The organism is Flavimaricola marinus, assembly GCF_900184895.1.
Taxonomy (GTDB): domain Bacteria; phylum Pseudomonadota; class Alphaproteobacteria; order Rhodobacterales; family Rhodobacteraceae; genus Flavimaricola; species Flavimaricola marinus.
On the sequence record NZ_FXZK01000001.1, the window covers coordinates 488586 to 512895 of the forward strand.

General features: G+C 62.3%; 27 protein-coding genes and 1 tRNA gene. 19 read left to right on the top strand and 9 right to left on the bottom strand.

Going from position 1 to position 24310, the window contains the following annotated elements; all coding sequences use genetic code 11:
- The first annotated feature begins 45 nt into the window (after positions 1 to 45).
- From LOM8899_RS02345 to LOM8899_RS02355, 3 genes are all read left to right on the top strand, one after another.
- A complete protein-coding gene (locus LOM8899_RS02345; protein ID WP_093990542.1) occupies positions 46 to 375 on the top strand; it encodes a cupin domain-containing protein in 330 nt (109 codons plus the stop codon).
- A 38-nt stretch (positions 376 to 413) separates the two neighbouring features.
- Positions 414 to 1295: an NAD(P)-dependent oxidoreductase gene (locus LOM8899_RS02350; protein WP_093990543.1), complete on the top strand. Its 882-nt coding sequence runs from the start codon at positions 414 to 416 to the stop codon at positions 1293 to 1295.
- A 206-nt stretch (positions 1296 to 1501) separates the two neighbouring features.
- Complete coding sequence (locus LOM8899_RS02355; protein WP_093991372.1) at positions 1502 to 2251, top strand: ribonuclease activity regulator RraA; 750 nt, start codon at positions 1502 to 1504, stop codon at positions 2249 to 2251.
- A gap of 206 nt (positions 2252 to 2457) precedes the next feature.
- Here the strand turns inward: LOM8899_RS02355 and LOM8899_RS02360 are convergent, their stop codons facing one another.
- Positions 2458 to 3384, bottom strand: a complete 927-nt coding sequence (locus LOM8899_RS02360) for a LysR family transcriptional regulator (RefSeq protein ID WP_211096155.1) — start codon at positions 3382 to 3384, stop codon at positions 2458 to 2460.
- Between the two features lie 106 nt (positions 3385 to 3490).
- Here LOM8899_RS02360 and LOM8899_RS02365 point away from each other — a divergent pair, with 106 nt between their 5' ends.
- The 3 genes from LOM8899_RS02365 to LOM8899_RS23180 all read left to right on the top strand — a co-directional run bounded on the left by LOM8899_RS02365 (position 3491) and on the right by LOM8899_RS23180 (position 8276).
- Positions 3491 to 5926 (top strand): GcvT family protein, encoded by a 2436-nt coding sequence (locus LOM8899_RS02365; protein WP_093990545.1) that lies wholly within the window; start codon positions 3491 to 3493, stop codon positions 5924 to 5926.
- A 284-nt stretch (positions 5927 to 6210) separates the two neighbouring features.
- The gene (locus LOM8899_RS02370) at positions 6211 to 7851 is read left to right on the top strand and encodes a TPR end-of-group domain-containing protein (protein WP_133064962.1); all 1641 of its coding nucleotides are present in this window, start codon (positions 6211 to 6213) and stop codon (positions 7849 to 7851) included.
- A 209-nt stretch (positions 7852 to 8060) separates the two neighbouring features.
- Positions 8061 to 8276, top strand: coding sequence for a hypothetical protein (locus tag LOM8899_RS23180; RefSeq protein WP_133064963.1), 216 nt, complete (start codon positions 8061 to 8063; stop codon positions 8274 to 8276).
- 28 nt (positions 8277 to 8304) lie between these two features.
- On the opposite strand, the gene LOM8899_RS02375 is transcribed toward LOM8899_RS23180, so the two are convergent.
- From LOM8899_RS02375 to LOM8899_RS02385, 3 genes are read right to left on the bottom strand one after another with little or no spacing between them, the layout of a single operon-like run.
- On the bottom strand, positions 8305 to 9045 hold the full coding sequence (locus LOM8899_RS02375; protein ID WP_093990547.1) for a formylglycine-generating enzyme family protein: 741 nt from the start codon (positions 9043 to 9045) through the stop codon (positions 8305 to 8307).
- Between the two features lie 17 nt (positions 9046 to 9062).
- Positions 9063 to 10280: a copper-containing nitrite reductase gene (gene nirK / locus LOM8899_RS02380; RefSeq protein WP_093991373.1), complete on the bottom strand. Its 1218-nt coding sequence runs from the start codon at positions 10278 to 10280 to the stop codon at positions 9063 to 9065.
- Between the two features lie 57 nt (positions 10281 to 10337).
- Positions 10338 to 10769, bottom strand: a complete 432-nt coding sequence (locus LOM8899_RS02385; protein WP_093990548.1) for a pseudoazurin — start codon at positions 10767 to 10769, stop codon at positions 10338 to 10340.
- 157 nt (positions 10770 to 10926) lie between these two features.
- Between LOM8899_RS02385 and LOM8899_RS02390 the strand changes: the two genes are divergently transcribed.
- Positions 10927 to 11631, top strand: coding sequence for a Crp/Fnr family transcriptional regulator (locus tag LOM8899_RS02390; protein ID WP_093991374.1), 705 nt, complete (start codon positions 10927 to 10929; stop codon positions 11629 to 11631).
- On the opposite strand, the gene LOM8899_RS02395 is transcribed toward LOM8899_RS02390, so the two are convergent.
- Positions 11628 to 11843 (bottom strand): DUF1858 domain-containing protein, encoded by a 216-nt coding sequence (locus LOM8899_RS02395; RefSeq protein ID WP_093990549.1) that lies wholly within the window; start codon positions 11841 to 11843, stop codon positions 11628 to 11630. The two genes, LOM8899_RS02390 and LOM8899_RS02395, sit on opposite strands and share 4 nt — an antisense overlap.
- Before the next feature lie 121 nt (positions 11844 to 11964).
- On the opposite strand from LOM8899_RS02395, the gene LOM8899_RS02400 reads away from it, so the two are divergent.
- From LOM8899_RS02400 to LOM8899_RS02435, 9 genes are read left to right on the top strand one after another with little or no spacing between them, the layout of a single operon-like run.
- Positions 11965 to 12417: a c-type cytochrome gene (locus tag LOM8899_RS02400; protein ID WP_093990550.1), complete on the top strand. Its 453-nt coding sequence runs from the start codon at positions 11965 to 11967 to the stop codon at positions 12415 to 12417.
- Between the two features lie 12 nt (positions 12418 to 12429).
- Positions 12430 to 13779, top strand: coding sequence for a cbb3-type cytochrome c oxidase subunit I (locus tag LOM8899_RS02405; RefSeq protein WP_093990551.1), 1350 nt, complete (start codon positions 12430 to 12432; stop codon positions 13777 to 13779).
- A gap of 3 nt (positions 13780 to 13782) precedes the next feature.
- On the top strand, positions 13783 to 14577 hold the full coding sequence (locus LOM8899_RS02410; protein ID WP_281253182.1) for a CbbQ/NirQ/NorQ/GpvN family protein: 795 nt from the start codon (positions 13783 to 13785) through the stop codon (positions 14575 to 14577).
- 5 nt (positions 14578 to 14582) lie between these two features.
- Entirely contained in the window at positions 14583 to 16466 is a 1884-nt protein-coding gene (locus LOM8899_RS02415) for a nitric oxide reductase activation protein NorD (RefSeq protein ID WP_093990553.1), read from the top strand.
- 1 nt (position 16467) lies between these two features.
- Complete coding sequence (locus LOM8899_RS02420; protein ID WP_093990554.1) at positions 16468 to 16650, top strand: protein NnrT; 183 nt, start codon at positions 16468 to 16470, stop codon at positions 16648 to 16650.
- The gene (locus LOM8899_RS02425; protein WP_093990555.1) at positions 16647 to 16886 is read left to right on the top strand and encodes an NnrT protein; all 240 of its coding nucleotides are present in this window, start codon (positions 16647 to 16649) and stop codon (positions 16884 to 16886) included. Before LOM8899_RS02420 ends, LOM8899_RS02425 begins: the two co-directional genes overlap by 4 nt.
- Entirely contained in the window at positions 16883 to 17113 is a 231-nt protein-coding gene (locus LOM8899_RS23185; RefSeq protein ID WP_133064964.1) for a DUF6522 family protein, read from the top strand. The genes LOM8899_RS02425 and LOM8899_RS23185 overlap by 4 nt, the downstream gene beginning before the upstream one ends.
- Entirely contained in the window at positions 17113 to 18306 is a 1194-nt protein-coding gene (locus LOM8899_RS02430; RefSeq protein ID WP_093990556.1) for an NnrS family protein, read from the top strand. Before LOM8899_RS23185 ends, LOM8899_RS02430 begins: the two co-directional genes overlap by 1 nt.
- Positions 18303 to 18971 (top strand): NnrU family protein, encoded by a 669-nt coding sequence (locus LOM8899_RS02435; RefSeq protein WP_093990557.1) that lies wholly within the window; start codon positions 18303 to 18305, stop codon positions 18969 to 18971. Before LOM8899_RS02430 ends, LOM8899_RS02435 begins: the two co-directional genes overlap by 4 nt.
- A 418-nt stretch (positions 18972 to 19389) precedes the next feature.
- Here the strand turns inward: LOM8899_RS02435 and LOM8899_RS02440 are convergent.
- The 4 genes from LOM8899_RS02440 to LOM8899_RS02455 all read right to left on the bottom strand — a co-directional run bounded on the left by LOM8899_RS02440 (position 19390) and on the right by LOM8899_RS02455 (position 23182).
- A tRNA-Arg gene (locus LOM8899_RS02440) sits at positions 19390 to 19466 on the bottom strand.
- A 122-nt stretch (positions 19467 to 19588) separates the two neighbouring features.
- On the bottom strand, positions 19589 to 21004 hold the full coding sequence (locus LOM8899_RS02445; RefSeq protein WP_093990558.1) for a sensor histidine kinase: 1416 nt from the start codon (positions 21002 to 21004) through the stop codon (positions 19589 to 19591).
- A 23-nt stretch (positions 21005 to 21027) separates the two neighbouring features.
- Entirely contained in the window at positions 21028 to 22449 is a 1422-nt protein-coding gene (locus LOM8899_RS02450; protein WP_093990559.1) for a dihydrolipoyl dehydrogenase family protein, read from the bottom strand.
- A gap of 1 nt (position 22450) precedes the next feature.
- Positions 22451 to 23182 carry a TVP38/TMEM64 family protein gene (locus LOM8899_RS02455; protein WP_093990560.1) on the bottom strand — a complete coding sequence of 244 codons (732 nt, stop codon included), beginning with the start codon at positions 23180 to 23182 and terminating at the stop codon, positions 22451 to 22453.
- A 282-nt stretch (positions 23183 to 23464) separates the two neighbouring features.
- Between LOM8899_RS02455 and rpmH the strand changes: the two genes are divergently transcribed.
- From rpmH to yidD, 3 genes are read left to right on the top strand one after another with little or no spacing between them, the layout of a single operon-like run.
- Positions 23465 to 23599, top strand: a complete 135-nt coding sequence (rpmH, locus tag LOM8899_RS02460) for a 50S ribosomal protein L34 (RefSeq protein ID WP_093991375.1) — start codon at positions 23465 to 23467, stop codon at positions 23597 to 23599.
- Between the two features lie 19 nt (positions 23600 to 23618).
- The gene (rnpA, locus tag LOM8899_RS02465) at positions 23619 to 24092 is read left to right on the top strand and encodes a ribonuclease P protein component (RefSeq protein ID WP_093990561.1); all 474 of its coding nucleotides are present in this window, start codon (positions 23619 to 23621) and stop codon (positions 24090 to 24092) included.
- Positions 24089 to 24310: a membrane protein insertion efficiency factor YidD gene (gene yidD, locus LOM8899_RS02470; RefSeq protein ID WP_093990562.1), complete on the top strand. Its 222-nt coding sequence runs from the start codon at positions 24089 to 24091 to the stop codon at positions 24308 to 24310. Before rnpA ends, yidD begins: the two co-directional genes overlap by 4 nt.

Genomic DNA, 24310 nt, shown 5'->3' on the forward strand with positions numbered 1-24310 from the left:
GCCGCCCTGCCCGTGCCTGGCCGATCCCACCCGACGGAGACGTGAATGACAAAGAACTACTTTCCCGCAAACGAAAACGAACTGGTCGATGTCGGAGGCGGGCTGACCCGAAAGGTCGCCGCGTACAATGACAACGTGATGTGCGTCGAAGTGCATTTCGAAGCCGGCACGGTGGCGGCGCGGCACCATCACCCGCACGAGCAGGTCACCTACGTCATGTCCGGCAAGTTCGAGTTCACCGTGGGCGACGACACCTACACCGTGTCCGCGGGGGATTCTCTTTATAAGAAATCGAATATCGAACATGGAGCGACCTGCATCGAAGCCGGGACGCTCCTCGATATCTTCACGCCGCACCGTGAAGATTTTCTTTGATCCAACCATCAACAAGACGACAAAAGGGAGAACATGGCATGTCCAAACCCGTCATTGGCTTTATCGGCCTCGGCCTCATGGGAGGCAATATGGTTGAGAACCTTCAAAAGAAGGGTTTCGATCTCGTCGTGATGGATCTCAACAAGGATGCCGTCGAGGCGGTCCTTGCCCGTGGCAACGCAAAGCAGGCCGGATCGCCCAAAGAACTGGCCGAGGCGAGCGACATCGTGATGCTGTGTCTCACGACGTCCGACGTGGTCGAAAAGGTCGTCTACGGCGACGACGGCATTCTGGCCGGCATCAAGCCCGGTGCCGTGCTCATCGATTTCGGCACCTCGATCCCCGCATCGACCCGCAAGATCGGTGCCGATCTGGCGGCAAAGGGTGCGGGCATGGTCGATGCCCCGCTCGGTCGGACTCCGGCCCATGCCAAGGACGGCCTGCTGAATATCATGGCGGCCGGCGACAGGGAGACCTTCGACAAGGTCAAGCCGGTGCTCGACGAACAGGGCGAGAACGTATTCTATCTCGGCGCGCTGGGCGCGGGGCATGTGACGAAGTTGATCAACAACTTCATGGGCATGACCACGGTCTGCACGATGAGCCAGGCCTTTGCCGTGGCAGATCGCGCCGGCGTCGATCGCAAGCAGCTCTATGACATCATGTCCACCGGCCCGTCCAATTCGCCCTTCATGGGCTTTTGCAAGAACTACGCAATCGACGGGATCAGCGATCTGGGCTTTTCGATCAACAACGCCAACAAGGATCTCGGCTATTTCCTCAGAATGGCCGAGGATTTGGGCACGCAAGCCGAGATCGCACAGGGCACGTCAAAGAACCTTCAGGCCGCCGTCGCCGCAGGCATGGGGGAAGGGAACGTGCCGGAAATCTTCGACTATTTCCTGACGCTGGAAAAATAGAGCGGGCCCCGGCTCAGCACCTCGACGCAGAAAGGCGAGGCACCCCCGACGACTATCGCAATCGCTGCCGACGGCGGTCGTTATGTTGGGGGGCTCGGCTTTGCAAACCGACGCCGGTGAGTGTCGATGTGACGAACGACACTACCGCCGGCGGTGCCACGGCCGACGGGCCGGTCGAACAACTATCGCAGCAAAGGAGCCGCGCCATGCCGAACCCACAGCCTGCCGACACGATCTCGCTTCGGCCGGACACTCTGGATATGCTGGCGCGGGCCAGCACAGCCACCGTGGCGACGCTGTTGTTCAAGCGAGGATACCAGAACGCCTACGTCCAAGGCGCGGCAGCCCTTGGCGCAGGCAAGCGCACAATGGTCGGCCCGGCCTACACTTTGCGCTACATTCCGACGCGCCCGGACACCGATCCGCTCGACGCCTTCCGCGAGCCGGACCATCCGCAACGGGTCGCCGTCGAGGAATGCCCCACGGGGGCGGTTCTGGTCATGGACTGCCGGCAGGACGCCTCCGCCGCCTCGGCCGGCTCGATCCTGTTGACCCGGCTCGAGATGCGAGGGGCCGCCGGGGTCGTCACCGATGGCGGCATTCGCGACGCGGCAGGCGCGGCGGCGCTGGACATGCCGGTCTTTGCCGCCAAACCTTCCGCCCCGACGAACCTGACCAAACATCATGCGGTCGATATCGGCCTGCCGATCGCTTGCGGCGGCGTTGCCGTCTATCCGGGTGACATCGTCTTGGGCGATGATGACGGCGTGATGATCATCCCCCGCCATCTGGCAGACGACATAGCGACCGAAAGCGTCGGGATGGAGCTGTTCGAAGCCTTCGTCCTCGAAGAAGTCAGACGCGGCGTTTCGATCCGGGGGCTCTACCCGCCGACGGACCCGAAAACGCTGGAGCGGTTCGAGGCATGGAAAGCCGAAGGCACGGGGCCGGGCTGAACGCCCCTCTCCGCCGCAATCGCAGGTTTGCCTGCGGCTCGAACGCGAGCCACGCGCTTTGGTCAGCAGCCGGTTGCGGCTTGCAAACCGATCCTTCGGACCCGGACTTGCGGCGTCACGGCCCGGTCGCGCCCGAATGCCGTTCGGCTGACCGGCGCGGCAATGGCACGACCCTTGGTCACTTTGCCCGTCGCGACGCTATGGCATCAGTCGCGGGACACGATCAGATCAGCCCCCTCCGGCGCCTCGAAAAACGCGACGCACCTTTCGACGAACATCTGCACCAGCCGCCGCTTCGGTCCCGGGGCGAAGCCAAGCGAAAGCGTGACACCCGAGGTTGATCCGGCGACCGGCAAACAGCGCACCGCGCCGCCCGCATAGGGCGGCACCTCGCGGGGCCGCATGTTCAACAGTGACACGCCTGCGCCGGCGGCAACCAACGAACGCACCATCTCGGTCGAGTTGGCGGTGGCGACGATCTGAAAGTCTTCGCCGCTCTGCTCCAAAAGGTCCATGTAATACCCCCGCGCGGCGGGGCGGTCCAAAAGGATCAGCGGTTCGCGCGCAACCTGCGAAACGGTCACCGCCGCCCCCGCCGCCAAGGGATGATCCGCCGGACACAGACAATAGGTCGGCGCAAAGATCAGCGGCTGCGCTGCAATCTGCGGGCTGGGCAACTCGGCCACAAACAGGATCACGTCAAGCTGGCCATCGATCAGCCCCGCCTGCACGGTCGCGTTGTCGCCTTCGATGAACGAAAGCGACACCTCGGGATGAGCGGCAAGGATCGGTGCACAAATCTCGGGAAGAAAAGCAGGCGCGATCGGCGCGTTGTATCCGATGACCAACGTCCCGGAAAACGCCGACTGCAGGTCGGAAACGTCGGTGAGCATCGCGTCATATCGCTCCAGCAGATCGTCGATGCGGCGCTGCACGTCCCGGCCCGCCTTCGTCGGAAAGACGCCCTTCGACCGCGCCCTCGTCACCAAGGCCATGCCAAAGGCCGCTTCGGCCTGATCGAGGGCCGCCGCAATGGCAGACGGTGCCACATGCATGGCCTCGGCCGCGGCGGTGAGGCTTCCCGATCGCAGGGCCGCTTGGACATAGCGCATCGCGCGCAGGGACAGGGACAAAGGCACTACCTCCGAAATTCAGAGGTAGTATCGCTCATAATACACTTTTTCCAAGGAACGTTTCTCTGGCACGCTGGAAATGCTCATTCCAGATCGCAGGTCCCAGATGAAAACCAGAACCAAAGTTGTCGTCATCGGCGGAGGCATTGCAGGCTGCTCGACGCTCTTTCACCTGACGCAAGAGGGTTGGACCGATGTCGTGCTCGTCGAACGAAACGAGCTGACCAGCGGCACGACCTGGCACTCGGCCGCGCAAGTCACCAACTTCGGCATGAACCAGACCATGGTCGGCCTGAAATCCCATTCCATCAGACTCTATCAGGAACTGGCGGCCGACCCCGACTATCCGATCAACTACCATCATGGCGACGGCGGAATCCGCCTCGCCAACACGCCCGAGCAGATACAGGGCTATCGCCATTTCGCGTCGATGGCTCGCGGGATGGGGGTCGAATACGAAATACTGGACGCAGAGGAATGCGCCCGCCGGCATCCGCTGATCTCTACCGACCGGCTGTTGGGCGGGCTGTGGGACGGGATGGACGGCGACATCGACCCCGCGCAGCTCTGTCAGGCTCTGGCGCGCCGCGCCCGAAATGCGGGCGCCGAGGTCTACCGCAACACGCCCGTCACGGGCCTCAGCCAGCACAAGGACGACACCTGGACGGTGCATACCGAACACGGCGACATTGACTGCGACATCGTGGTGAACGCCTGCGGCTACCGGGTCAACGAGGTCGGCGCGATGATGGGGGTCCACCATCCCGTCGCCTCGATGGAGCACCAGTATTTCCTCACCGAACCGATCCAGGCGATTGCGGATTTCGGCAAACGCGTCCCCCTGCTGCGCTGTCCGATAGACGATTTCTATTCGCGGCAGGAAAAGCAGGGGCTGCTCGTCGGCTTCTACGAGCAGGACTGCAAGACCTGGGGCTTGGACGGGATCGACCCGAACTTCGTCAATGCCTTGTGCCCGGATGACATCGACCGGGTCATGCCGGTGCTGGAAAACGTCTTCAAGCGGATGCCTGTGCTCGCAGAGGTCGGCATTCATACCATCGTCAACGGCCCGATAACCTACACCATCGACGGCGCGCCTCTGGTCGGTCCGATCCCTGGCAAACGCAACGCCTTCTGCATCATCGGGCTGCGCGCCGGGCTGGGCGAAGGGGGTGGGCATGGCTGGCTCTTGGCGCAGCAGATCGTGCATGGCGAGGCATGTTATGACACTTGGGTCATCGATCCACGCCGGTTTTCCGACCACACCAACGTGGAGCTGACCGCGCTGAAGGCGATCGAGGACTATCAGAACGAGTTCCGCTTTCACTTCCCGCACGAGCACCGCCCTGCCGGACGCCCCGCCAAGACGACTCCGCTGACGCCGGTATTGGCCGCCGAGGGCGCGGCGTTTACGGTCGTGAACGGCTGGGAGCGGGTGGACTACATCAAGCCCGCGCCGGATTTTCACCCCAGCCTTACCTTCGATTTCGACGAGGCGTTCGACGTGATCGGCGCAGAGGTGCGGAACGTGGCCGAAAACGTCGGCATGACGGAGGTGAATGGCTTCAACCGGATCGAGATCACGGGCGCGGACCGACACACCTTTCTGGACCGGATGCTCTGCGGAGCCGTCACCAAACGCGACGGGCGCGTCGGCTTGGGGTATCTGCTCAACCACCACGGCTGCCTGAAGAGCGAAGCGACGGTGGCCAATCTGCCGGCCTCGGATCGTGGTCCGGCGCGGGTCTGGTATGGGTCGGCCGCAGCCAGTGAAATCCACGACATGGATTGGCTGAAAGCGCATCAGCATCCGGGCGAGGATGTGCAATTTCGCAGCCTGACCAACGACTATACGATCCTTGTGCTGGCGGGGCCGAAATCACGGGCCGTCCTCTCGGCCTGCGCCCGCAGCGACTGGTCGAAGGAGGCGTTTCCCTGGCTGTCGGTGCGCGAATGTTTCATAGGTTTTGCCCCCGCCATCGTCATGGGCGTCAGCTTTTCGGGGGAATTGGCTTATGAAATTCATGTCCCCAACGCCTCGCTCTATGCCGCCTATCTGGCGCTGCGCAAGGCAGGCGAGGCGCATTGCCTGACGCTGTTCGGCGCACGCGCTGTCAATTCGATGCGGATGGAGAAGGGGTTCCTGCACTGGAAGGCTGACCTGATAACCGAGTTCGATCCGTTTGAGACCGGGCTCTCACGGTTCGTGAAGCTGGACAAAGCCGATTTCATTGGCAAAGGCGCGCTCCTCGACCGGCGGGCCGCGGGACCGGTGAAACAGCTCGTGACGCTGAGGATCGATGCCCGTCATGCCCCGGCCCATCCGGGGGCGTCGCTGATGAAGGGAGCTACAGTCGTGGGAACGGTCACCTCGGCGGATTGGGGGCACCGGCTTGGCATGAACTTGGCCTACGCCTTCGTAGACCCGGCGCTCGCCACGGTCGGCACTGTGATCCAGTTGGACATGTATGGAGATCTGGTTGACGCCGAAGTCATCGCGCCATCTCCATACGATCCGAAATTTGAACGGATGAGGGGCTAGGCGATCAGCACCGATGTGTCGCCGCTGGATCGAATACTTCAAGGCGGCAATCGCGCCCGGTTTTGAGACCAACCACTTGTGGGCCGTTCGCAGATACAGAGAGCATCCGGCGCGGGCGTCGCGCCGCCCACATCAACAACCGTACGTCGCGTGGGCCGAACACACCCGGCCCTCTGGCGCGAATAGCGAACCGGCCGTTTTGCGACTATTCATCCGACACGGTTGGACCTACGCTAACGAATTAGAATTTTCGGCGATCGACAGCCAGTTCGGGAGAGCATTCGTTGTCATCCTTGCGCTTCGGCGAATTCATCTTTGCGCCGAGCGAGCGCAAGCTGACCCGCGACGGGATCGAATTGCCTCTGGGCGCCCGCGCCTTCGACATGCTGAGCTTTCTCGTCGAAAACCGCCATCGCGTCCTGACGAAGTCGGAGATACTCGACGCCGTCTGGCCGGAGATCGCGGTCGAGGAAAGCAATCTCACCGTGCAGGTATCGGCCTTGCGAAAGGCGCTTGGCCCAAAGGCGGTGGCAACGATACCGGGTCGGGGCTACCAGTTCGTCCTGCCTGTCGAGGAGGGTCCGCCTCCCCCGACACCAACCCCCGAAAAAGACACAAGCGACGGGCCGAAGATCCTCGTGCTGCCCTTCGCGAATACGTCGAACGATCCCGATCAGGAATACTTCTCCGACGGCATCACCGAAGACATCATCACCGATCTGTCCAAGGTTGCCGCGCTTTCCGTGATCGCCCGCAACACTGCGTTCACGTTCAAGGGGCGCGCCGTCGACGTCATGCAAACGGCGCAGCGAATGTCACTGTCTCATGTGGTCGAGGGCAGCGTGCGAAAAGCCGGGGATCGCATTCGGATCAACGCCCAACTCGTTGACGGGGCCACCGGGCATTCGATCTGGTCAGACCGGTTCGACCGCCACCTGACCGACATCTTCGATCTTCAGGATCAGATTGCCGAGGCCATCGTCACAGCACTCAGGGTCAGGCTCGTCCCGTCCGAACGCGTGGCAATCCAGTCGCGCCCGACCGACAACCCCGAAGCCTATGAAATCTATCTGCAAGCGCGCTATCACCACACACGCTTGGACAGGCAGAACTTCGCAATTGCGCGCCGCCTCGCTCAAAAGGCGCTTGAAATCGACCCCAATTACGATCTGGCATGGGCGCTTCTTGCGATCAGTCAGACCGGGCTTCACGCCCTTTCGGCCTCGGACGACCATGGCCTGCATGCGGCTGAACGCGCCCTCGCTCTGAACTCGGATCTCTCCGAGGCACTTGCGGCCAAAGCCTTTGTCCTCGCCGGTCTCGGACGCTTCGACGAGGCTTTCGAGCTTCACGAACGCTCGCTTGAACTCGACCCGGAGTCCTACGACGTGCGCTTTCTCTATGGCCGTACATGTTTTCAGACCGGGCGGCACGCCGATGCCATCGTGCACTGGGAACGCGCATCCGAGCTTTCGGAAGCGGACTTGGCGGCGACCTCCCATCTCGCGATGTGCTATCGGGCAACAGGCCAGCACGCGAAGGTGCTGGACTCGGCCCGCCGCACGCTCGAGCGGGCGGAGCGGGTGCTTTCAGAGAACTCGTCGGATTCCTACGCGCTGATCAGCGGGGTGGGTGCCTATGCAAAATTGGGAGAAGCCGACCGCGCCAAGCAATGGGCTCTGCGGGTCAAGGCCGTTGATCCCGACGATCCAAGCATCGACTACAACATTGCTTGCGCGATGGCGCTGCTCGGTGAAACAGAGGCCGCACTCGATACGCTCGACGCTTGCCTGGCGCGGGTCGACCCCCTCACCTTCTCGGTCTGGGTCGGACAGGACAGCGACCTCGACGCCCTGCGCGATCACCCTCGCTTTCAGCGCCTCGTTCGCGACCTCGATGCGCGAGCGGCCGACGCAAAGGCTTAGTTGTTCGACAAAGCCCTTTCGTTTCGTGCAGCCGTCGCTGGTCGTTCGCCAGCCAAATCTCGGGCAACTCCCGGAATTCTCGCCGTCGTTCCGAACCTTTCCGAAGTTTTCGGACCGATTAGGGCCGCTTCAGGACATGCAACCTTCCTCTTGCCAATCTGGTCGCACGAACCAGCCAGTCCGGCAAATTCTTCAGAAGGATACCCGCCATGACCGATTTCCTGACGCAGCAGCAACCCCTTGCGCTCACCTCGTCGCCCACACGCGGCCTGCGCCTCCCATTGACCCTCTTGAGGCATCTCTTCAGCTCGCGCCGCACACCCCAAATCGATCTCCGCTGCGCCAATGATCATTTCCTCAAAGACATCGGCCTTGACCGCTCTAACGAGGTTGCACCAAGCTCCTCACACTACAGGCCATGGTGACCGAAGCCGCGGCACCACGGCGGCACCGTCAAAGGCTGCGCTCGGTAACCAGCCTCATGCCCAGATGCGACGGCGGTGTGCCGACGGCACAGCCGCCACGGGCAGGATCGCGAACCAGAAACGGAATGGCGGCGACATGCTCGCCCCCGACAAAGTAAGCAGGGCAGCGGCCCGTGTCGGCGTCGCCGGAATAGCACTCGTTCGTCCATTCCCACACGCTGCCGTTCAAATCTGCGATCCCCTCGGGCGTGGTGGCAAAGCTGCCTTGGGGTTTCAGCGCCCGCGAGGCGAGGCCTTCCACCAGATAGGCAGACGCCCATGTCAGTTCGGGATCGGAAAAGATCGGATCAGGCGTTTCCGGTAGAACCGATTGAGCCATGAACGCCCATTCCTCCGAGGTTGGCAGCCGCCACTCATGGCGCGTGACCTTGCTGATCCAATGCAGATATTCCTGCACGTCCAGATAGTTGAGCCCGGTTGCGGGAACGGTCATCGGGTCTTGGTCGGGCCTTGCACGCAGCGCCATCGAGCATCCGCTCTGCTCGAAACACCTGTTCCACTCGGCGATCGTCACCTCGTAGCGTTGCACAAACAGCGCGCGCCCGTCCGGCAATTCCACAGCCCGTGGCGCCATCTCGGGCGCATATGCAAGGTCGGGGCCACGCAATGCGAGCGCGGCCCCGACAACGAGCGCCGCCCCCACCATGCCCGTCATCGCGACCCCGAGGGGACAACGTTTCGACAGAACAGAGCGCAGGGCGGCAAACATCGGTCTCGCCTTTCCGTTCAGGTGGCAAAGGCACGCGGGGCGACGACCTGTTCCATCAGGTTGTTGTCCCATTCACCTTCGACCACGAAGTGTGCCGTGGCCCCCAGCATCACGCCCTCGATGAGGTTGTGATTGACGTAGGCATAGACGCCCGGCTGTTCGAATGTGTACATCGCCGCGACGGCACTCCCGCCCCGCACGAACCAGGTTTCCATGTCGCGCAAGGGCGGGTCGGTGAAGGAGGATTCCCAAACATAGCTGCCATGACCACCGATCAGGTGCGGGCGACTGTCGCGGTTGGCCTGATTGTGGATCATCAGAACAGTCTCGCCGACCTTGGATGTCAGCGCGTTCTCCCCGGTCAGGGCACCGACGGCACCGTTGAAGACGGAGTGCGTCGGGATCAGACCGCGCATCGCTTCGAGGCTGTCGCCATAGTCGTCGCCGGCCGCCTCGTATGTGCGGTAATCACCGTTCTCGTCCATCGGCAGGTAGTAGTCCTGCTCACCGATATAGGCGATGCTGTCATAGCGCAGCGGATTGCCATCGGCGTCCTTCAGACCATCGCGCGGCAACACCATCACGGCGCCGTTCATCCCATGTGTGACGTGATAAGGGATCATCGCGCCACCGGGGGCACAGTGATAGGTGAAACAGCCCGCTTTCGTCGCCTTCCAGCGCAGCACGGTCTCTTCGCCGGGGTAGACGTGGGTCAGACCGCCGCCACCCAAGGCACCTGTCGATGCATGGAAGTCGATGTTGTGTTCCATCATGCTGTCGACGGGATTGCGAAGCGTCAGCTCGACCATATCGCCCTCATGGCAAATGATCAGCGGACCCGGGACAGACCCGTTGTAGGTCAGCGCCCAGACCTCTGCGCCCGTGTCTTCGTCCACGGTCATCAGAACTTCGGACGTCTCCATCGTGATTTCGATGATCTTCGGGCCACCTGTGGCGACCTGTTCATGAGCGGGTGCAAAAGGCGGCGGAACGAGCTCCATCTTGACGCGGGTGTAGCCGGTTAGATCCGCGGGTACCGCCGTGCTGTCGGATTGTTGTTCGCCGGCGACGTGGTAGAGGTCAGCGGATGCCCTGTTGATGCCGGCCATCCGGGGCGCACGCGGCGATGCTTGGACAGCAGCCCCGGTAAGCGCGGCGGCACCGGCAAGAACGCTGCCGCGCAAGATGTTGCGGCGGCTGGTTGGCACAAGTCCGGGGTTGATGAATTTGGTCATGGTTACCTCCATGTGATTGAAGCGGTCAGGGCGTCCGCCCCGAGCCGTCAGAATGATTCAGAGATTGCCGAGCAGCTCTTCGAAACGTGCCTTGGCACCGCGGGGTATGCGGCCATCGAGAAAGCCTTCGGGCGCGTCCACGTCCCCGACGGCGACGACCATCACCATGCCCATCGAGAAGTGCGGCTTGCAGATCACGCCATAGACGCCTTCGACGTCGAGCGTGACCTCGAGTTCTTCGTTGATGCGGCCTTCGAATTGTTCGGCGCCTTCTGGGAACATGCCGTCATTCAGCTCGGCGTTGTGCCCGCGATCTGTTGCGACGAACTTGATCGTGTCACCGACGGCCGCCTGAACGAACGCCGGTTCGAAAACCATGCGCTCACCGTCTGAACCGACATTGAGCATCTGAACTTCGATCGTTTCGGCAAAGGCGGCGCCCCCCATCAGGGCTGTCATCGCAAGGCTCGCTACAAGTTTACGGATCATCTTGTTTTCCTTCTCAATCTTGTTTGGTCTTGCCCGCAATCCTACGCCTTGCCCGCCCCAGAACGTTGTTCCACCACAAACTTTGAAGCGGTTTCGTCCTGCGGTTTGAGTGGCGCGGTTTTCTTGGCTGTGTCAGGGTGTCGGCATGGACAAAGCCATGGCCGATAAACCGTTTCCGCGACTGGACGAAAGCCTGCTTTCGCACATGCCGCCGTTCTCAAAACTGGCGAAAAACCAGATTCGGACGATTCTGGATCAGGCCTCGTCACGCCGCTACCAGGCGGGTGTGGCGATATTCGATGAAGGCGCGGAAGCCAGCCGTTTCTACATGCTGTTGGACGGGTATGTCCGGGTCGTTCGGATCACGGCAATGGGCGAACAGGTCACGTCGCTGCATATCCCGTCGGGGCAGCTCGTGGGGATCGCTAAAGCGCTCGGCCGAAACACCTATCCGGCCACCGCGATCACGGCGACCGAGGCCATCGTGCTGAGCTGGCCCATGCACCTGTGGGACGGATTTGTCGCCAACTACGACGGGTTTGCCACCGAGACATACAAGACCGTCGGAAACCGCGTCGGTGAAATGAACAACCGCATCGTCGAGATGGCGACACAGCAGGTCGAGCAACGTGTCGCAAACGCCTTGCTGCGCCTCATCCACCAGACGGGTCGCAAGATCGATATCGGGATTGAGATCGACTTTCCGATCACGCGCCAGGAACTGTCCGAACTGACAGCGACGACGCTGCACACCGTCAGCCGATTGTTGAGCAGTTGGGAAAAGCAAGGCATCGTGCAGAGCAAGCGCAAACGGATCACCGTCACCGATCCACACGCCTTGGTGGTTCTGAGCAACGCCTAGCCGTTCCCGGAAACCGCCGAGAACAGCTCGCTCAGAAAGCTCTCCTGATCGAGATGATATTCCGTACAGGCGTCGTCGATCGTGTGAAAGGGGCCAATAAGGCAGCCAACACACAGCATCCTGTGGCGCAGGAATACGGGCACGGTTTCCGGCCAGTACGTCATCACTTCGGCCAGTGACAGATCAGGATCATCAAGTCGTGGCTTAGCCATGTCTGTCTCCCTCGAGGACAGCCTAGCCCCTCAACCTGCCTGAACTTTGTGCTGGCACAAACTTTCGGTTTTTCCGCTCCCGTATCCTTGCGCCATCCCAAGCCCAAGGAGTTCCAACAAAATGGCTGAATTTCTGACCAAATCGCGGGCGCGCAACATCTTTTATGGAGGCTCGATCTTCTTTGTCGTCGTCTTCGTGGCGATGACCGCCCATTCGCACCGATATGTGGTGAATACATCCACCGCAGGCATGCCGCTGACCGAAGAGGTCATCCTGGGAAAACATACGTGGGAGGCCGCATCCTGCATCAACTGTCACACGCTGCATGGCGAGGGTGCGTATTTCGCACCCGAGCTCGGCAACGTCATGACGCGCTGGGGGGTGCAGGACGATCCGGAAGCTGCGTTCGAAACCCTCAAGGGCTGGATCGAGGCGCAGCCAAGCGGGATCGAGGGCCGCCGCCAGATGCCTGCCTATCAGTTCACCGACGAGCAATTGCGTGGCCTCGCAGAGTTTCTGCGCTGGGCCGATCAGACAGACACACAGGGCTGGCCGCCCAATGACGCCGGATAAGGAGATACTCAGATGAAATATCAATCACAGAAAGTGGCCTACTGGTATTTCCTTGCAGCCATGGCGCTGTTCGGGGTCCAGGTGCTGGGTGGGCTCGTCGCGGGCTGGATTTACGTCTCGCCTAACTTCCTGTCGGAAATACTACCCTTCAACGTCATCCGGATGATCCACACCAACGCACTGATCGTCTGGCTGCTGCTCGGGTTCTTCGGCGCGGCTTATTTCCTGATCCCCGAGGAATCCGAGCGCGAAATCTGGTCGCCGAAGCTGGCCTATATCCAGCTGATCATCCTGTTGGTCGGCACGTTGGGTGCGGTCGGATCGTATCTTGTCGGTATCCACGGCGGGCGCGAGTTTCTCGAGCAACCGCTTTGGGTCAAATTCGGGATCCTCGTCGCGGCGCTGATCTTTCTGCTGAACATCTCCATGACGGTTCTGGCGGGCAAGAAGACCGCGATCACCAATGTCTTGCTGATGGGTCTGTGGTTGTTGTCGTTGCTGTGGGTGTTCGCATTCATCAATCCCGACAACCTGTCTCTGGACAAGATGTATTGGTGGTTCGTCGTGCACCTGTGGGTCGAAGCCACATGGGAACTTGTCATGGCCGCGATCCTTGCCTTTCTGCTGCTCAAGCTGACGGGTGTGGACCGCGAGGTCGTGGAAAAGTGGCTCTATGTCATCGTCGCGACTGCCCTGTTCAGCGGCATTCTCGGCACAGGCCACCACTTCTACTGGATCGGTCTGCCCGGATACTGGCAGTGGATCGGGTCGATCTTTTCGACATTCGAAGTGATCCCGTTCTTCCTGATGATGTCCTTCGCCTTCGTCATGGTCTGGAAAGGGCGCAAGAACCACCCCAACAAGTCCGCGCTCCTGTGGTCGCTGGGGTCCAGTACGGTCGCCTTCTTTGGCGCAGGCGTCTGGGGTTTCCTGCATACGCTGCACGGCGTGAACTTCTACAGCCACGGCACCCAGATCACCGCCGCACACGGGCACCTTGCATTCTATGGCGCCTACGTCGCGCTCAATCTGGCGATCTTCACCTACGCGATGCCGATGCTGCGCGAACGTGCGCCCTACAACCAGGTGCTCAACATGGCGTCCTTCTGGCTGATGACGGGCGGCATGGCGTTCATGACCTTCGTGCTGACCTTTGCCGGGACCATTCAAACCCACATGCAACGGGTTCTGGGCGACTACTACATGACCGTGCAGGACGATCTCGCGATCTTCTACATGATGCGGTTCGGAGCGGGTGCGGCGGTGGTCGTCGGTGCGCTGCTGTTCATCTATTCGATGCTGGTCGTGCACAAGGACGAGATCATCGCGCCAGGTCCCTCGAATCCAGTTCCGGGAGAATAGGCCGTGAATGTCGCAACACGTCCAACCCTGCCATACTACCAACCGACCGGGTCCGAGTGCGGCCTGTTCGAGATGGCACACGACAATGGTTTGCCCCTTCTTTTAAAGGGGCCGACCGGCTGTGGCAAAACTCGCTTTGTCGAATACATGGCCGCATCGCTTGGAAAGCCCCTCTACACCGTGGCCTGTCACGACGATCTGTCCGCGGCCGACCTGATCGGGCGCTATCTGCTGAAGGGCGGTGAAACGGTATGGGTGGACGGCCCCTTGACGCGGGCCGTCCGCGAAGGCGGCATCTGCTATCTCGACGAGGTCGTCGAGGCGCGCAAGGACGTCACCGTCGTTCTGCATCCCCTGACCGATACGCGCCGCACCTTGATGATCGACCGCACGGGCGAGGAACTGGTCGCGCCCAAGGGGTTCATGCTGGTCGCCAGTTACAACCCCGGCTACCAGAACGTGCTCAAACGGCTCAAACCCTCGACCCGCCAGCGGTTCCTGTCGATCTCGTTCGATTTCCCCGATCCGGAGACAGAGATCAAAGTGGTGAGCAGTGAAAGCCGCCTCGAGGCCGGAAGAGTGGCCCCACTGGTCCGCCTCGCCGGACACATCCGCAAGCTCTCGGGGATGGATCTCGAAGAAGGCGTCTCGACCCGGTTGCTGATCTATGCCGCCACCCTGATGGCAGGCGGCATGGGGGTGAACGCAGCCCTTGAGGCCGCGGTGATCGAACCTCTGAGTGACGAGCCGGACGTGCAGCAATCGCTGCGCGATCTCATCAGCACGATCTACGGATAGGTATCATGCGCCTTCTTGATCTGATGGAACCCGAAGAAACCGTCGGCAACCTCTGGCACGACATGGCACAGGGGATCGGCGCGGATGTCTGCTATCCTGACGCGAGCGTGGCCCTTGCCGCGGTTCGTCCCAGCCTCGCGGTCTTGTTTCGGGCGCTCGGTGGTGCGGCTGGTGTCGAACTCGGCGAGGCTCCGGCTACGCTGATGCGGCACCGCCGCCCGCTGCGGCGCAAACTGGGTGCAGATCAGGATCGCGAATGGATCGCAGGCTTTGACGGCGAACGTTTGAGCCTGCCCCCCGTGATCGCGGCGTTTCCCGACGCCGCCCTCAATCGGGCGGCCTATTTCTGGCTGACCGCACTTGCCGCAAGTTGTGATCTGCCAGAGCTGACGCTGCCACCCGACGGCCCGACATTCGACTGCCTGCAAATCCAACTGAATGCCGCCGCATCCGACGCGGCCTATCGGGCCTGTCCGGGCCTGCGCGGCACCTATGCCGAGATGTCCGACCACTGCGCTCGGCACCGCCCACAGGTGCAACGGCCGAAAGGCGAAGCCTGCATCGAGGATGCCGTCCTCAATCAGCTCTGCGGTTTGCAGGGCAACGATTTCACGCACCCTGCCCCGCGCGGCTATATGCCCTTTGCGCCGGTGCCGATCTGGTTGCGGTTCGACCTGCCCCGTTCAGGTGCTCCCGCAACCGAGGAGGTGGCCGACCCTGCCGCACCGCCCGCGACCGCCGCCCACACCAGCCGCAAGCTTGGGGCGCGCAAAGATCATGAGCAAAACGACCGCAAGGACAGCTTCATCATTCACCGCTTCGAAGCGATCCTGTCTTGGGTCGAGTCGATGAACATCAATCGCAGCGTCGACGACGACGATGATGACAATGCCCAGAAAGCCGCCGACGATCAGGACGAAATCACCCTGTCCAAACATGATCGCAAGGCCGCTACGCGGCTACGGCTGCACCTTGATCTGTCCCCTGCCGACGCCGACCACGAGGCCCTGTCGGGCATCCACACCTATCCCGAATGGAACCACCGTAGCCGCAGCTACATGGCCGACCATTGCCGCGTTCTGGATGCGCCCGCGCGACCGGACGGCACCCCCTTCGTGCCAGACCCCGCACGCACCCGCGAAGTCCGCCGCCAGTTCGAGGCGTTGCGCCCGCGTCGCATCCTGCAACCGCGCCAGGTTGACGGGGCCGAACTCGACCTCGATGCGCTACTTACCGCTCAGGCCGACCTTCGCGCGACGGGGCGAGGTTCCGACCGTATCTGGCAATCCGCACGTCAGGTCGAACGCGATATGTCCGTGGCCTTCCTCATCGACAACTCCCGCTCCACCGAAGCCGCCATCGGAGACACCAGCGTGATCGAAGTCGCGCGGCACACCATGGCCGCTCTTGCCACCGGGATCGACGCCGCCGGGGATCGTTTGGGGATCTGGGGGTTTTCCTCGCTGCGGCGCGACCGTGTGTTCATGACACGCTGCAAGGATTTCGACGATCCGGTCTCGTCCGAAACCATCGCCAACATCGGTGCGCTCAAGCCCGGTCACTACACCCGCCTCGGCGCCGCCATCCGGCACGTCAGCGCACAGCTTTCCGATGAACCAAGTGCGCGCAAACTGCTGATCGTCCTGACTGACGGCAAGCCCAACGACCTGGACCACTACGAGGGCCAGCACGGTATCGAAGACAGTCACATGGCCGTCCGCGAAGCCCGCACCGCGGGACTGTCGCTGCACGGCATCGTCATCGACGAAGACGGGCAGGACTGGTTCGCCCGCATCTTCGGGCGCGGCGGTTTCACGCTACTGCCGGACGCCAACCGGCTGACCCGGGCGCTGCCCGACATCTACCGCACCCTCACACAGGAGAACTGACATGAGATTTCTGTTTCCCCTCGGCAGCCTGCTATGCACTCTCGCCTCGGCAAGTGCCGCGGATGGGTTTGACAGGCCGATCCCGCAGGCTCAATCCGCTACGGCCGAATTCTGGTTTGCCCTGGCCAGCCTCGCACTGGTCGCCGCGCTCGTGGCCGTGCAAAGGCTGGTTGCCCGATCATGACGGCACAGGGGTGGTCGACGGGCAAGATCGCCATGGCGCTCTATCCTTTCGGGGCGGGTGCGGCGGCCGTGAACGTGTTCTTTGCCTCACTGATCTTCAGTTGGGTCGGCGGCCCCGTCGCCTCGACCGCCTGGTCGATTGGTCTTGGCTGCCTGATCGGCCTGCCCGCCACCTGGTATTTCGCGCGGCATATCCGCCGCCTGATGACAATCGCCGACAAGGATCCCGCCCAATGAACACCGAACTCGTCCACGATCTCAGCCCGCTGCACAGCCGTGGCCCTGCTGATGCGATGGAGAGAATGCGACAGGGGGAAACCACATGCGAATCCGAGACCGGCCAAGAGAAGGTTGCAGGGCGTTTTCGTCCCACATTGCTGCACACGGCAAAGCGAGACTGGCCGACCTGTGCACAAGACGGCGCCGCGTCAGGTCGGATCGGGACGGAAAAAGGACCAGACTAATGGCACAAACTTCTTCAGAACAGATGCGAGCCTGGACTGGGCCGGCGCTGTTCAGTTTCGGGTTTCGCCCGTTTTTTCTGTTCGGATCCGCATGGGTCGCCGGCGCGATGTGCATCTGGATACTGGCCCTGTCGGGAACAATCACCATCCCCTCCCGGCTCGACCCGGTATCTTGGCACGCCCATGCCTTTCTTTTCGGATACCTCGGCGCGATTCTTGCGGGGTTCCTGCTCACGGCGGTTCCGAACTGGACGGGCCGGCTGCCAATCGTGGGCTGGAAACTCGCGGCACTTTTTGCGCTCTGGTGCATGGGGCGCATTGCGATCTTTCTGTCGGCCCACCTGCCGGTCGGCGTGGCGCCGATCTTGGACCTCGGCTTCCAAGTTGTCCTGAGCGGTTTGATCCTGCAAGAAATCATTGCAGGGAAGAATTGGCACAATCTTGTGGTCGTTGCGCTTCTAGCGGTCTTCACACTCGCAAACGCCATTTTCCACCTTGAGGCAGCACGCGGTATCGTTGCCGCACAGGGCTACGGTCTTCGTCTCGGGCTCGGGACGGCGATCATGATGATCGCGGTCATCGGCGGGCGTATCATTCCATCGTTCACGCGAAACTGGCTGGTTACACGCGATAGCCCGGCGCGGCCTGCCCCGCCGATGCAACGCTTCGACAGGGCGACGCTGCTGGTCAGCCTTCCGATTCTGGCATCATGGGTCTTGGCCCCGAGCGCACTGGCGACAGCACTTGGACTGCTGGTGTTCGGTGTGTTCCACACGGCGCGTTTGACGCGTTGGCAGGGGCGTCACACCTTCGCAGAACCACTGGTCTGGGTGCTGCACGTCGCCTACCTCTTCATCCCCATAGGCGCGTTTGGCCTCGCACTCGACGTGCTCATTGGGGGAAACGGATCGGCCGCGGCGCAACACGCCTGGATGGCCGGCGCAATCGGGGCCATGACACTTGCAGTGATGACACGAGCGACGCTGGGCCACACCGGGCAGGACCTGCACGCAAACGCCCCGACCGTCGCCATCTATCTGTGTCTGTTCGCAGCCGTTGGTGCACGCTGGCTGTCCGGCCGCTACCCCGACCTCGTCACGCTCTCGGGCGTTTTGTGGTTTGCCGCATTTGCGGGCTTTGTCCTGGTCTACGGGTCCTCCCTTGCGCGTCCAAAGACGACGAAACCCTCATGAGTTGGCTTGGCTTTGCAGCGATCTTCGGATTGTTCTTCGTCACCCATTCAGTGCCCGTAAGACCCTCGATCAAATCGCGCATCGTTGCGGTCCTCGGTCCGATAGGCTTTGCCGTCAGCTACTCTGCGCTGTCCGTTGGAATGCTGACAATTTTGATCTGGTCCGCCGGTCAAGCACCCGTCGTGCAGCTCTGGGCGCAAATGGCTTGGCATCGCCATCTCGTTCACCTCGGCATGCTCGCGGTCTGCCTGATCTTGGCATTCGCAATTGCCCGGCCAAACCCCTTTTCGTTCGGCGGCGCGCGCAATCATGCATTTGACCCCACCCGCCCGGGTATCGTGCGCCTGAGACGTCATCCCATCCTTATCGCGTTGGGCCTCTGGGCGGCGCTGCATATCCTGCCCAACGGCGATCTTGCCCATGCTGTCCTATTCGCTGTGCTCGGCGGTTTTGCCGTGGCCGGCCGCGCACTGGTCGATCGCCGCAGACGTCGCGAGATAGGTCCCGATGCCTGGGATCGACTCAACACCGAGGTCGCAAACGGCCCCTACATCCACGCGCCAGCCTCTGTTGGAGGAGCGGCTCTGCGACTTGGCGCCGCTGTCTTAGCCTTTGTGTTCCTGATCTGGCTTCACCCGATATTCATCGGCGTTTCGGCAATCTAGCTCCAAGGCCCAGTGACTATCGGCTGGCTTAATCGTGATCGGTTTGAATCCCGTTCGGTGAAAACGTCGGATTTTGTCCGGCTCACCGGTGCGCAAATGGCGGACCTTGGTCCTACGTTCCGAAGTAGCGCGCCCCTGCGCCAGCGACGAGAGCGCGCCGACTGGCACCATCTTCATCATTCGCAATGGCTTGAGCTCCACGACACGATTGTCGCCGACGACCCGTTCAAGGCGCGGGTAATCCACTTGGTCCGCTGAACGGACGGGGCCGTTCAGAATTACCGTATTCGGAACCATTGAAGGAACGAGCACTGACCCGTCGCACATAACGCAGAATAAAAGAGCGTGGGCGCCACCCCCCGGGACAAAGAAAAAGGCCGCCTAAGGCGATCCATTCAAATTCATCAAAAAGGGTAAGTGGCGGACTGGGGAGGATTCGAACCCCCGACCCCTTGATTCGTAGTCAAGTACTCTATCCAACTGAGCTACCAATCCGCGAGTTCGGGTGATTTAGCGCCGCCTGCCGGGCTTTGCAAGCAGGTTCTTTGCGAAACTTGGAATTGCGGAACATTCCGTCCCTTGGGGATCGCGAGACCGGAAGAATAATGGCCGCGACGCTACTCTGCGGCGGCGGAGTTCAAGGACAGGTTGGCCTTGGGGAGACAGATCGCGAACTCGGTGCCGTCCGGGCCGGTACGGCGCAGCTCGAGCTGGCCGCCGTGGCCGCGCAAAAGGTCCGACGCGATGACAAGACCGAGGCCAGAGCCGCCCTTGCGGACACCGCCCTGAAACGGCTGGAACAAGTGCTCCTTGGCCTTGGGGGGCAGGCCGGGGCCGGTGTCGGTCAGCAGGATCCACCATGCCTCGTCGTCCTCTTGGGCGCTGATGCAAATCTCGCCCGGATCGCCGGAGGCCACGATCGCCTGACGGGCATTGCGCACCAGATTGGACAGCACGCGGTAGAGCTGCTCGCCATCGGCCCGGATCGTCAATCCAGCGGGGATATCCTCGGAGAACGACAGGTCGTGCTCGCCCGCGGCGAGGCGCTCGCTGTCGATCACGTCGGCGACGATGTCGGCCAGCTGCACACGGGCCAAGCTGGGCGGCGGCTCTTCGGCGCGGCCGAAGGCCAAGGTGCTTTCGCACAGGTTCACCGCCCGGCGAATCGAGCCCACCAGCTTCGGCGCCATGCGGCGTACGAGCGGATCCTCGGAGCCTTCGATCCGGTCCACGAACAACTGGGCCGAGGTCAGGATGTTGCGCAGATCGTGGCTCACCTTGGCGACGGCGCCGCCCAGCTGGGCCAGACGTTCCTTTTGCTTGAGCGCACCGGTCAGCTGGGTCTGCAGATCGTGCAGGGCGGCCTCGGCCTCGCGCAACTCGGTCACCTTGGCGCTCGGCACGATGATCCGGCGGGCATCCTCCGGGGCGCTGGCATAGCTCTTCATATGGCCGACGACGCCGCGAATGGGGCGGACGATCAGGGCGCGCACCGCCAGAAACAGCAGCGACGCGGTGAAAATCGAGATCACCGCGGACAGGGCCAGAATGCGCAGACCATAGTCGAGCATCGCATTGCGCAGCGGCTCGGTTTCCATCGTCACTTCGATTAACAGACCGCCGTCCTGTACCGGGTTGCCGATCACCCGGATGATCCGGTTTTCCGGCGTCAGCAGGACACGCATTGCGTCTACGATCAGGGTCAGGCTGTTGGCCTGACGCAGATCGTAGCTGGCGGTGATCGGCTCCGGGATCGGTGACGACAGCGCCAGTTGGCGGACCTCGTCACGGCGCAGCACCACGTTGTAGACTCCAGCGTTTTCGAGCAATTCCTGCTCTAGCTGGGCGTCGATCATATCGTCGGCCAGAAGAACGAGAGAGGCGATCTGGCCGCGCTCCAGCCGGACGTTCAGGTAATCCTCGCGAAACCGGGCAATCGACGGCACAAAGATCATCACTTCGGCGAGCATCACGAACACCGTCGTCAGGATCAGGAAACGACCCGAGAGCGAATTGAGCGGCCTTCGCGCCATACCTTGTCTCTCTGCCTCCACCTCTACGGCAAGAACCGCTGCACGGTCCGCACCACACGTTTCACCCACACGCTGTCGAACAGCTTTGGGCTAAAATAGGCACCCGCAGCGCGTTTGTTAATCTCGTTCAGCGTTGGATATGGTAGCACGGTATTCGAAATTGCCGACATCTTGAGGTTGTTGGCAATCGCCATCGCCCACATGCCGATCAATTCGCCGGCCTGCGGGCCTGCGATCGAGGCACCGACCGGGCGGCCCTTGACGACCATCACCTTGACCAGACCCGTGGTCTTGGCTTCGGTCTGGGCGCGGTCGGAATGGTGCATCTCGGTGCGGATCACCTGCAGCGCGGCCCCGTGCTTCTTCTTGGCCTGGGCTTCGGTCAAGCCGACTTGAGCCAGTTCCGGGTCGGTATAGGTGGACCAAGGGATATGGCTGGTCTTCGCCTTGGCGGGCAGCCCGAACAGCATCGACCGGATGATGACGCCGGCATGATAGCCCGCCACATGGGTGAATTGCAGGCCACCGGCCGCGTCGCCCACGGCGTAGACGGCCTTATTGGTGGTCGACCGCAACCCGGCGTCCACCTTGACCCCCCCACGGGTATAAGCCACGCCGCCGGTCTCAAGATCGAGCTTGTCGAGGTTCACCTTGCGCCCGACCGCCATCAGCAGGTGGCTCCCGGTGAAATCGCCCTGACTGGTGTGAACCGTCACCGGGCCGTCCTTGCTGCCCGAGACCTTCTCGGCCTGCGCGCCCTCGACGATCTCGACGCCCTCTGCGCGGAGCCGGTCGAGCACGATGCCGGCGGTTTCCGGATCGTCCTTGCCCAGCGCCTTGTCGCCCTCGATCACCGTGACCTTGGAGCCAAGCCGCAGATGCGCCTGCGCCATCTCCATGCCGATCGGGCCGCCGCCGACGACGATCAGATGCTCGGGGCGGTCGCGCAGATCGAAGATCGTCTCGTTGGTGTGGACGGTCACATCGTCCAGCCCGTCGATCGGCGGCACAAAGGGGCCAGAGCCGGTGGCGATCACGATCCGGCGCGCCTTGATCGTGGTGTCTCCCGCCTGCACCTCGGTCTTCGAGATAAACCGGGCGAAGTCGCGCAGCACCGTGATCCCAAATCCCTCAAAGCGTTCCTGGCTGTCCACCGGGGCGATGGTCTCGATCACGTTGTGGACATGATCCTTGGCGGCGGCGTAGTCGACATCCGCGTCTTCGTTGGCGACGCCGAATTTGGCCCCGTGACCAACGGCATAGGCCTGCTTGGCACTGGCGATCAGGGCCTTGGAGGGGATGCAGCCGTAGTTCAGGCAGTCGCCACCCATCTTGTGGCCTTCGATCAGGACGACCTTCGCGCCCATCTGGGCCGCCCCCGCCGCCACGGAAAGTCCGCCAGAGCCCGCGCCGATGATGCAAATATCCGTTTCGATCCGGGGCATGTCAGAGACCTTTCTTGCCGCGCACGGCTTTGATGAGGATGGGCAGAGCGGCCAGCAGACACAGGCCGAGGATGGGGAACAGTATCTCGGGCGAAAAGATAATGCCCAAATCCGGCGTTTCACCCCGGGCGAACACTTCGCCCAGCCCCGCGCCCACCGAGGTATAGACCAGGGCGCCCGGCATGATCCCCACAAAGGTCGAGATCGCAAATCGGTTGAGCGGCACGCCCACGAGAGCCGGCACCAGATTCGCCACAAAGAACGGAACCGCCGGAACAAGGCGGATCAGGAACAGCATCGACCACTGATTCTCGTCGATCCCGTCCTTGATCTTTTTGACGGTGCCCTGCGAGGCCTCCATCTTGGCGGCGAGGCGCTCTCCGAGGCCCCAGCGGGCGGCGAGGAAAATGCCGATCGCGCCGAGGGTCGCCCCGGTGACGTTGAACAGCACACCCGGGAACGTGGCAAAGAGGAAACCGCCGGTCAGGGTGGCGATGGTGGCCCCGGGCAACGAAAACGCCACGATCACGATATAGGCCGCGACGAAGAGCAGCACGGTCAGCAGGTAATTCGCGTCGCGAAAGGCGATCAACGTCTCGCGCTGATCGCGCAGGGTGTCGAAGGTCAGCACATCGCGCAGGAAATACGCCCCCAGAGCGGCGGCGACCACAATCGCGATCAGAGGCAGACGTCTCAGGATCGGGTTGGGGGGAGATTGGGTCATTTCCGTCATGTCCTTGGGCCTCGGTGTGCTGTGAGTATCATGACGGTTAGATGGACGCCCGCGGGCGGAACAGATAGGGCGATCACGTCGGCTTGATGGCAAAGGCCCTGTTGCAAGGGTCTGATCACGTGACTGTAACAATTCAATCGGCCCGGAATGGGCAAATGTTGCAAGATTCCGGGTCACTGTGCGTTGACAGGCTGGCGAGGCGTGTCTAAGGACAGGCTTCGAATTGTATTGGGCCGCGAATCCGATTGGATGCCGCTTGCCCCAACTGACGGAGAGAGCGCGATGAAACGCACGTTCCAACCCTCGAACCGGGTGCGCAAGGCGCGTCACGGCTTTCGTTCGCGTATGGCTACAAAAGCCGGACGCAAGATCATCAACGCGCGCCGCGCCCAAGGCCGGAGCAAGCTGAGCGCCTGAGCGCCAGTTGGTTGAGCGAATGACACCGCCGGTGGCACCCAAGGCAGGCAGCACAGCGCCCGCCGATCGGGCGCCGCGGGCGGTTTTTTCGTGCGCTGACGCAGGCGGCGGCTCGAGCGAAAGCGCCGCGGCCGCGCCCAGCGCCGCGCAAAAACCCGTCGTGATGACCAAACGGTCGGATTTCCTGCGCGCCTCGCGCGGGTTGCGTCATGCCGCGCCCGGATTTCATTTTCAGGCCCGCAAACGGGACGAAAGCGAACCCGCCTCGGGTATGCGGGTGGGCTACACCTGCTCGAAAAAGGTCGGCAACGCCGTGGCGCGAAACCGGGCGAAGCGACGGCTGCGCGAAGCGGCGCGGCTGGTGCTGCCGACGCACGGGCGGCCCGGCTGGGATTACGTGCTCGTCGGCAAGGCCGGGGCCACGGCCGAGCGCGACTTCGTCGCCCTGCAGGCAGACCTCGTCGCCGCGCTGAAGCGGGTGCACAGGCTATGAGCCCCCTCGCCTTCCTCTTTGCCCTGCCCGTCCGCGCCTACCGGGCGGTGTTCTCGCCGTGGGTCGGGTTCAACTGCCGCTACGATCCGACGTGTTCGGCCTACGCCTTGGAGGCGTTGCAGAAACACGGCGGCATCAAGGGCGGCTGGCTGGCGGCCAAACGGATCGGGCGCTGCCACCCTTGGGGCGGGCACGGCGTGGACGACGTGCCCGATTGA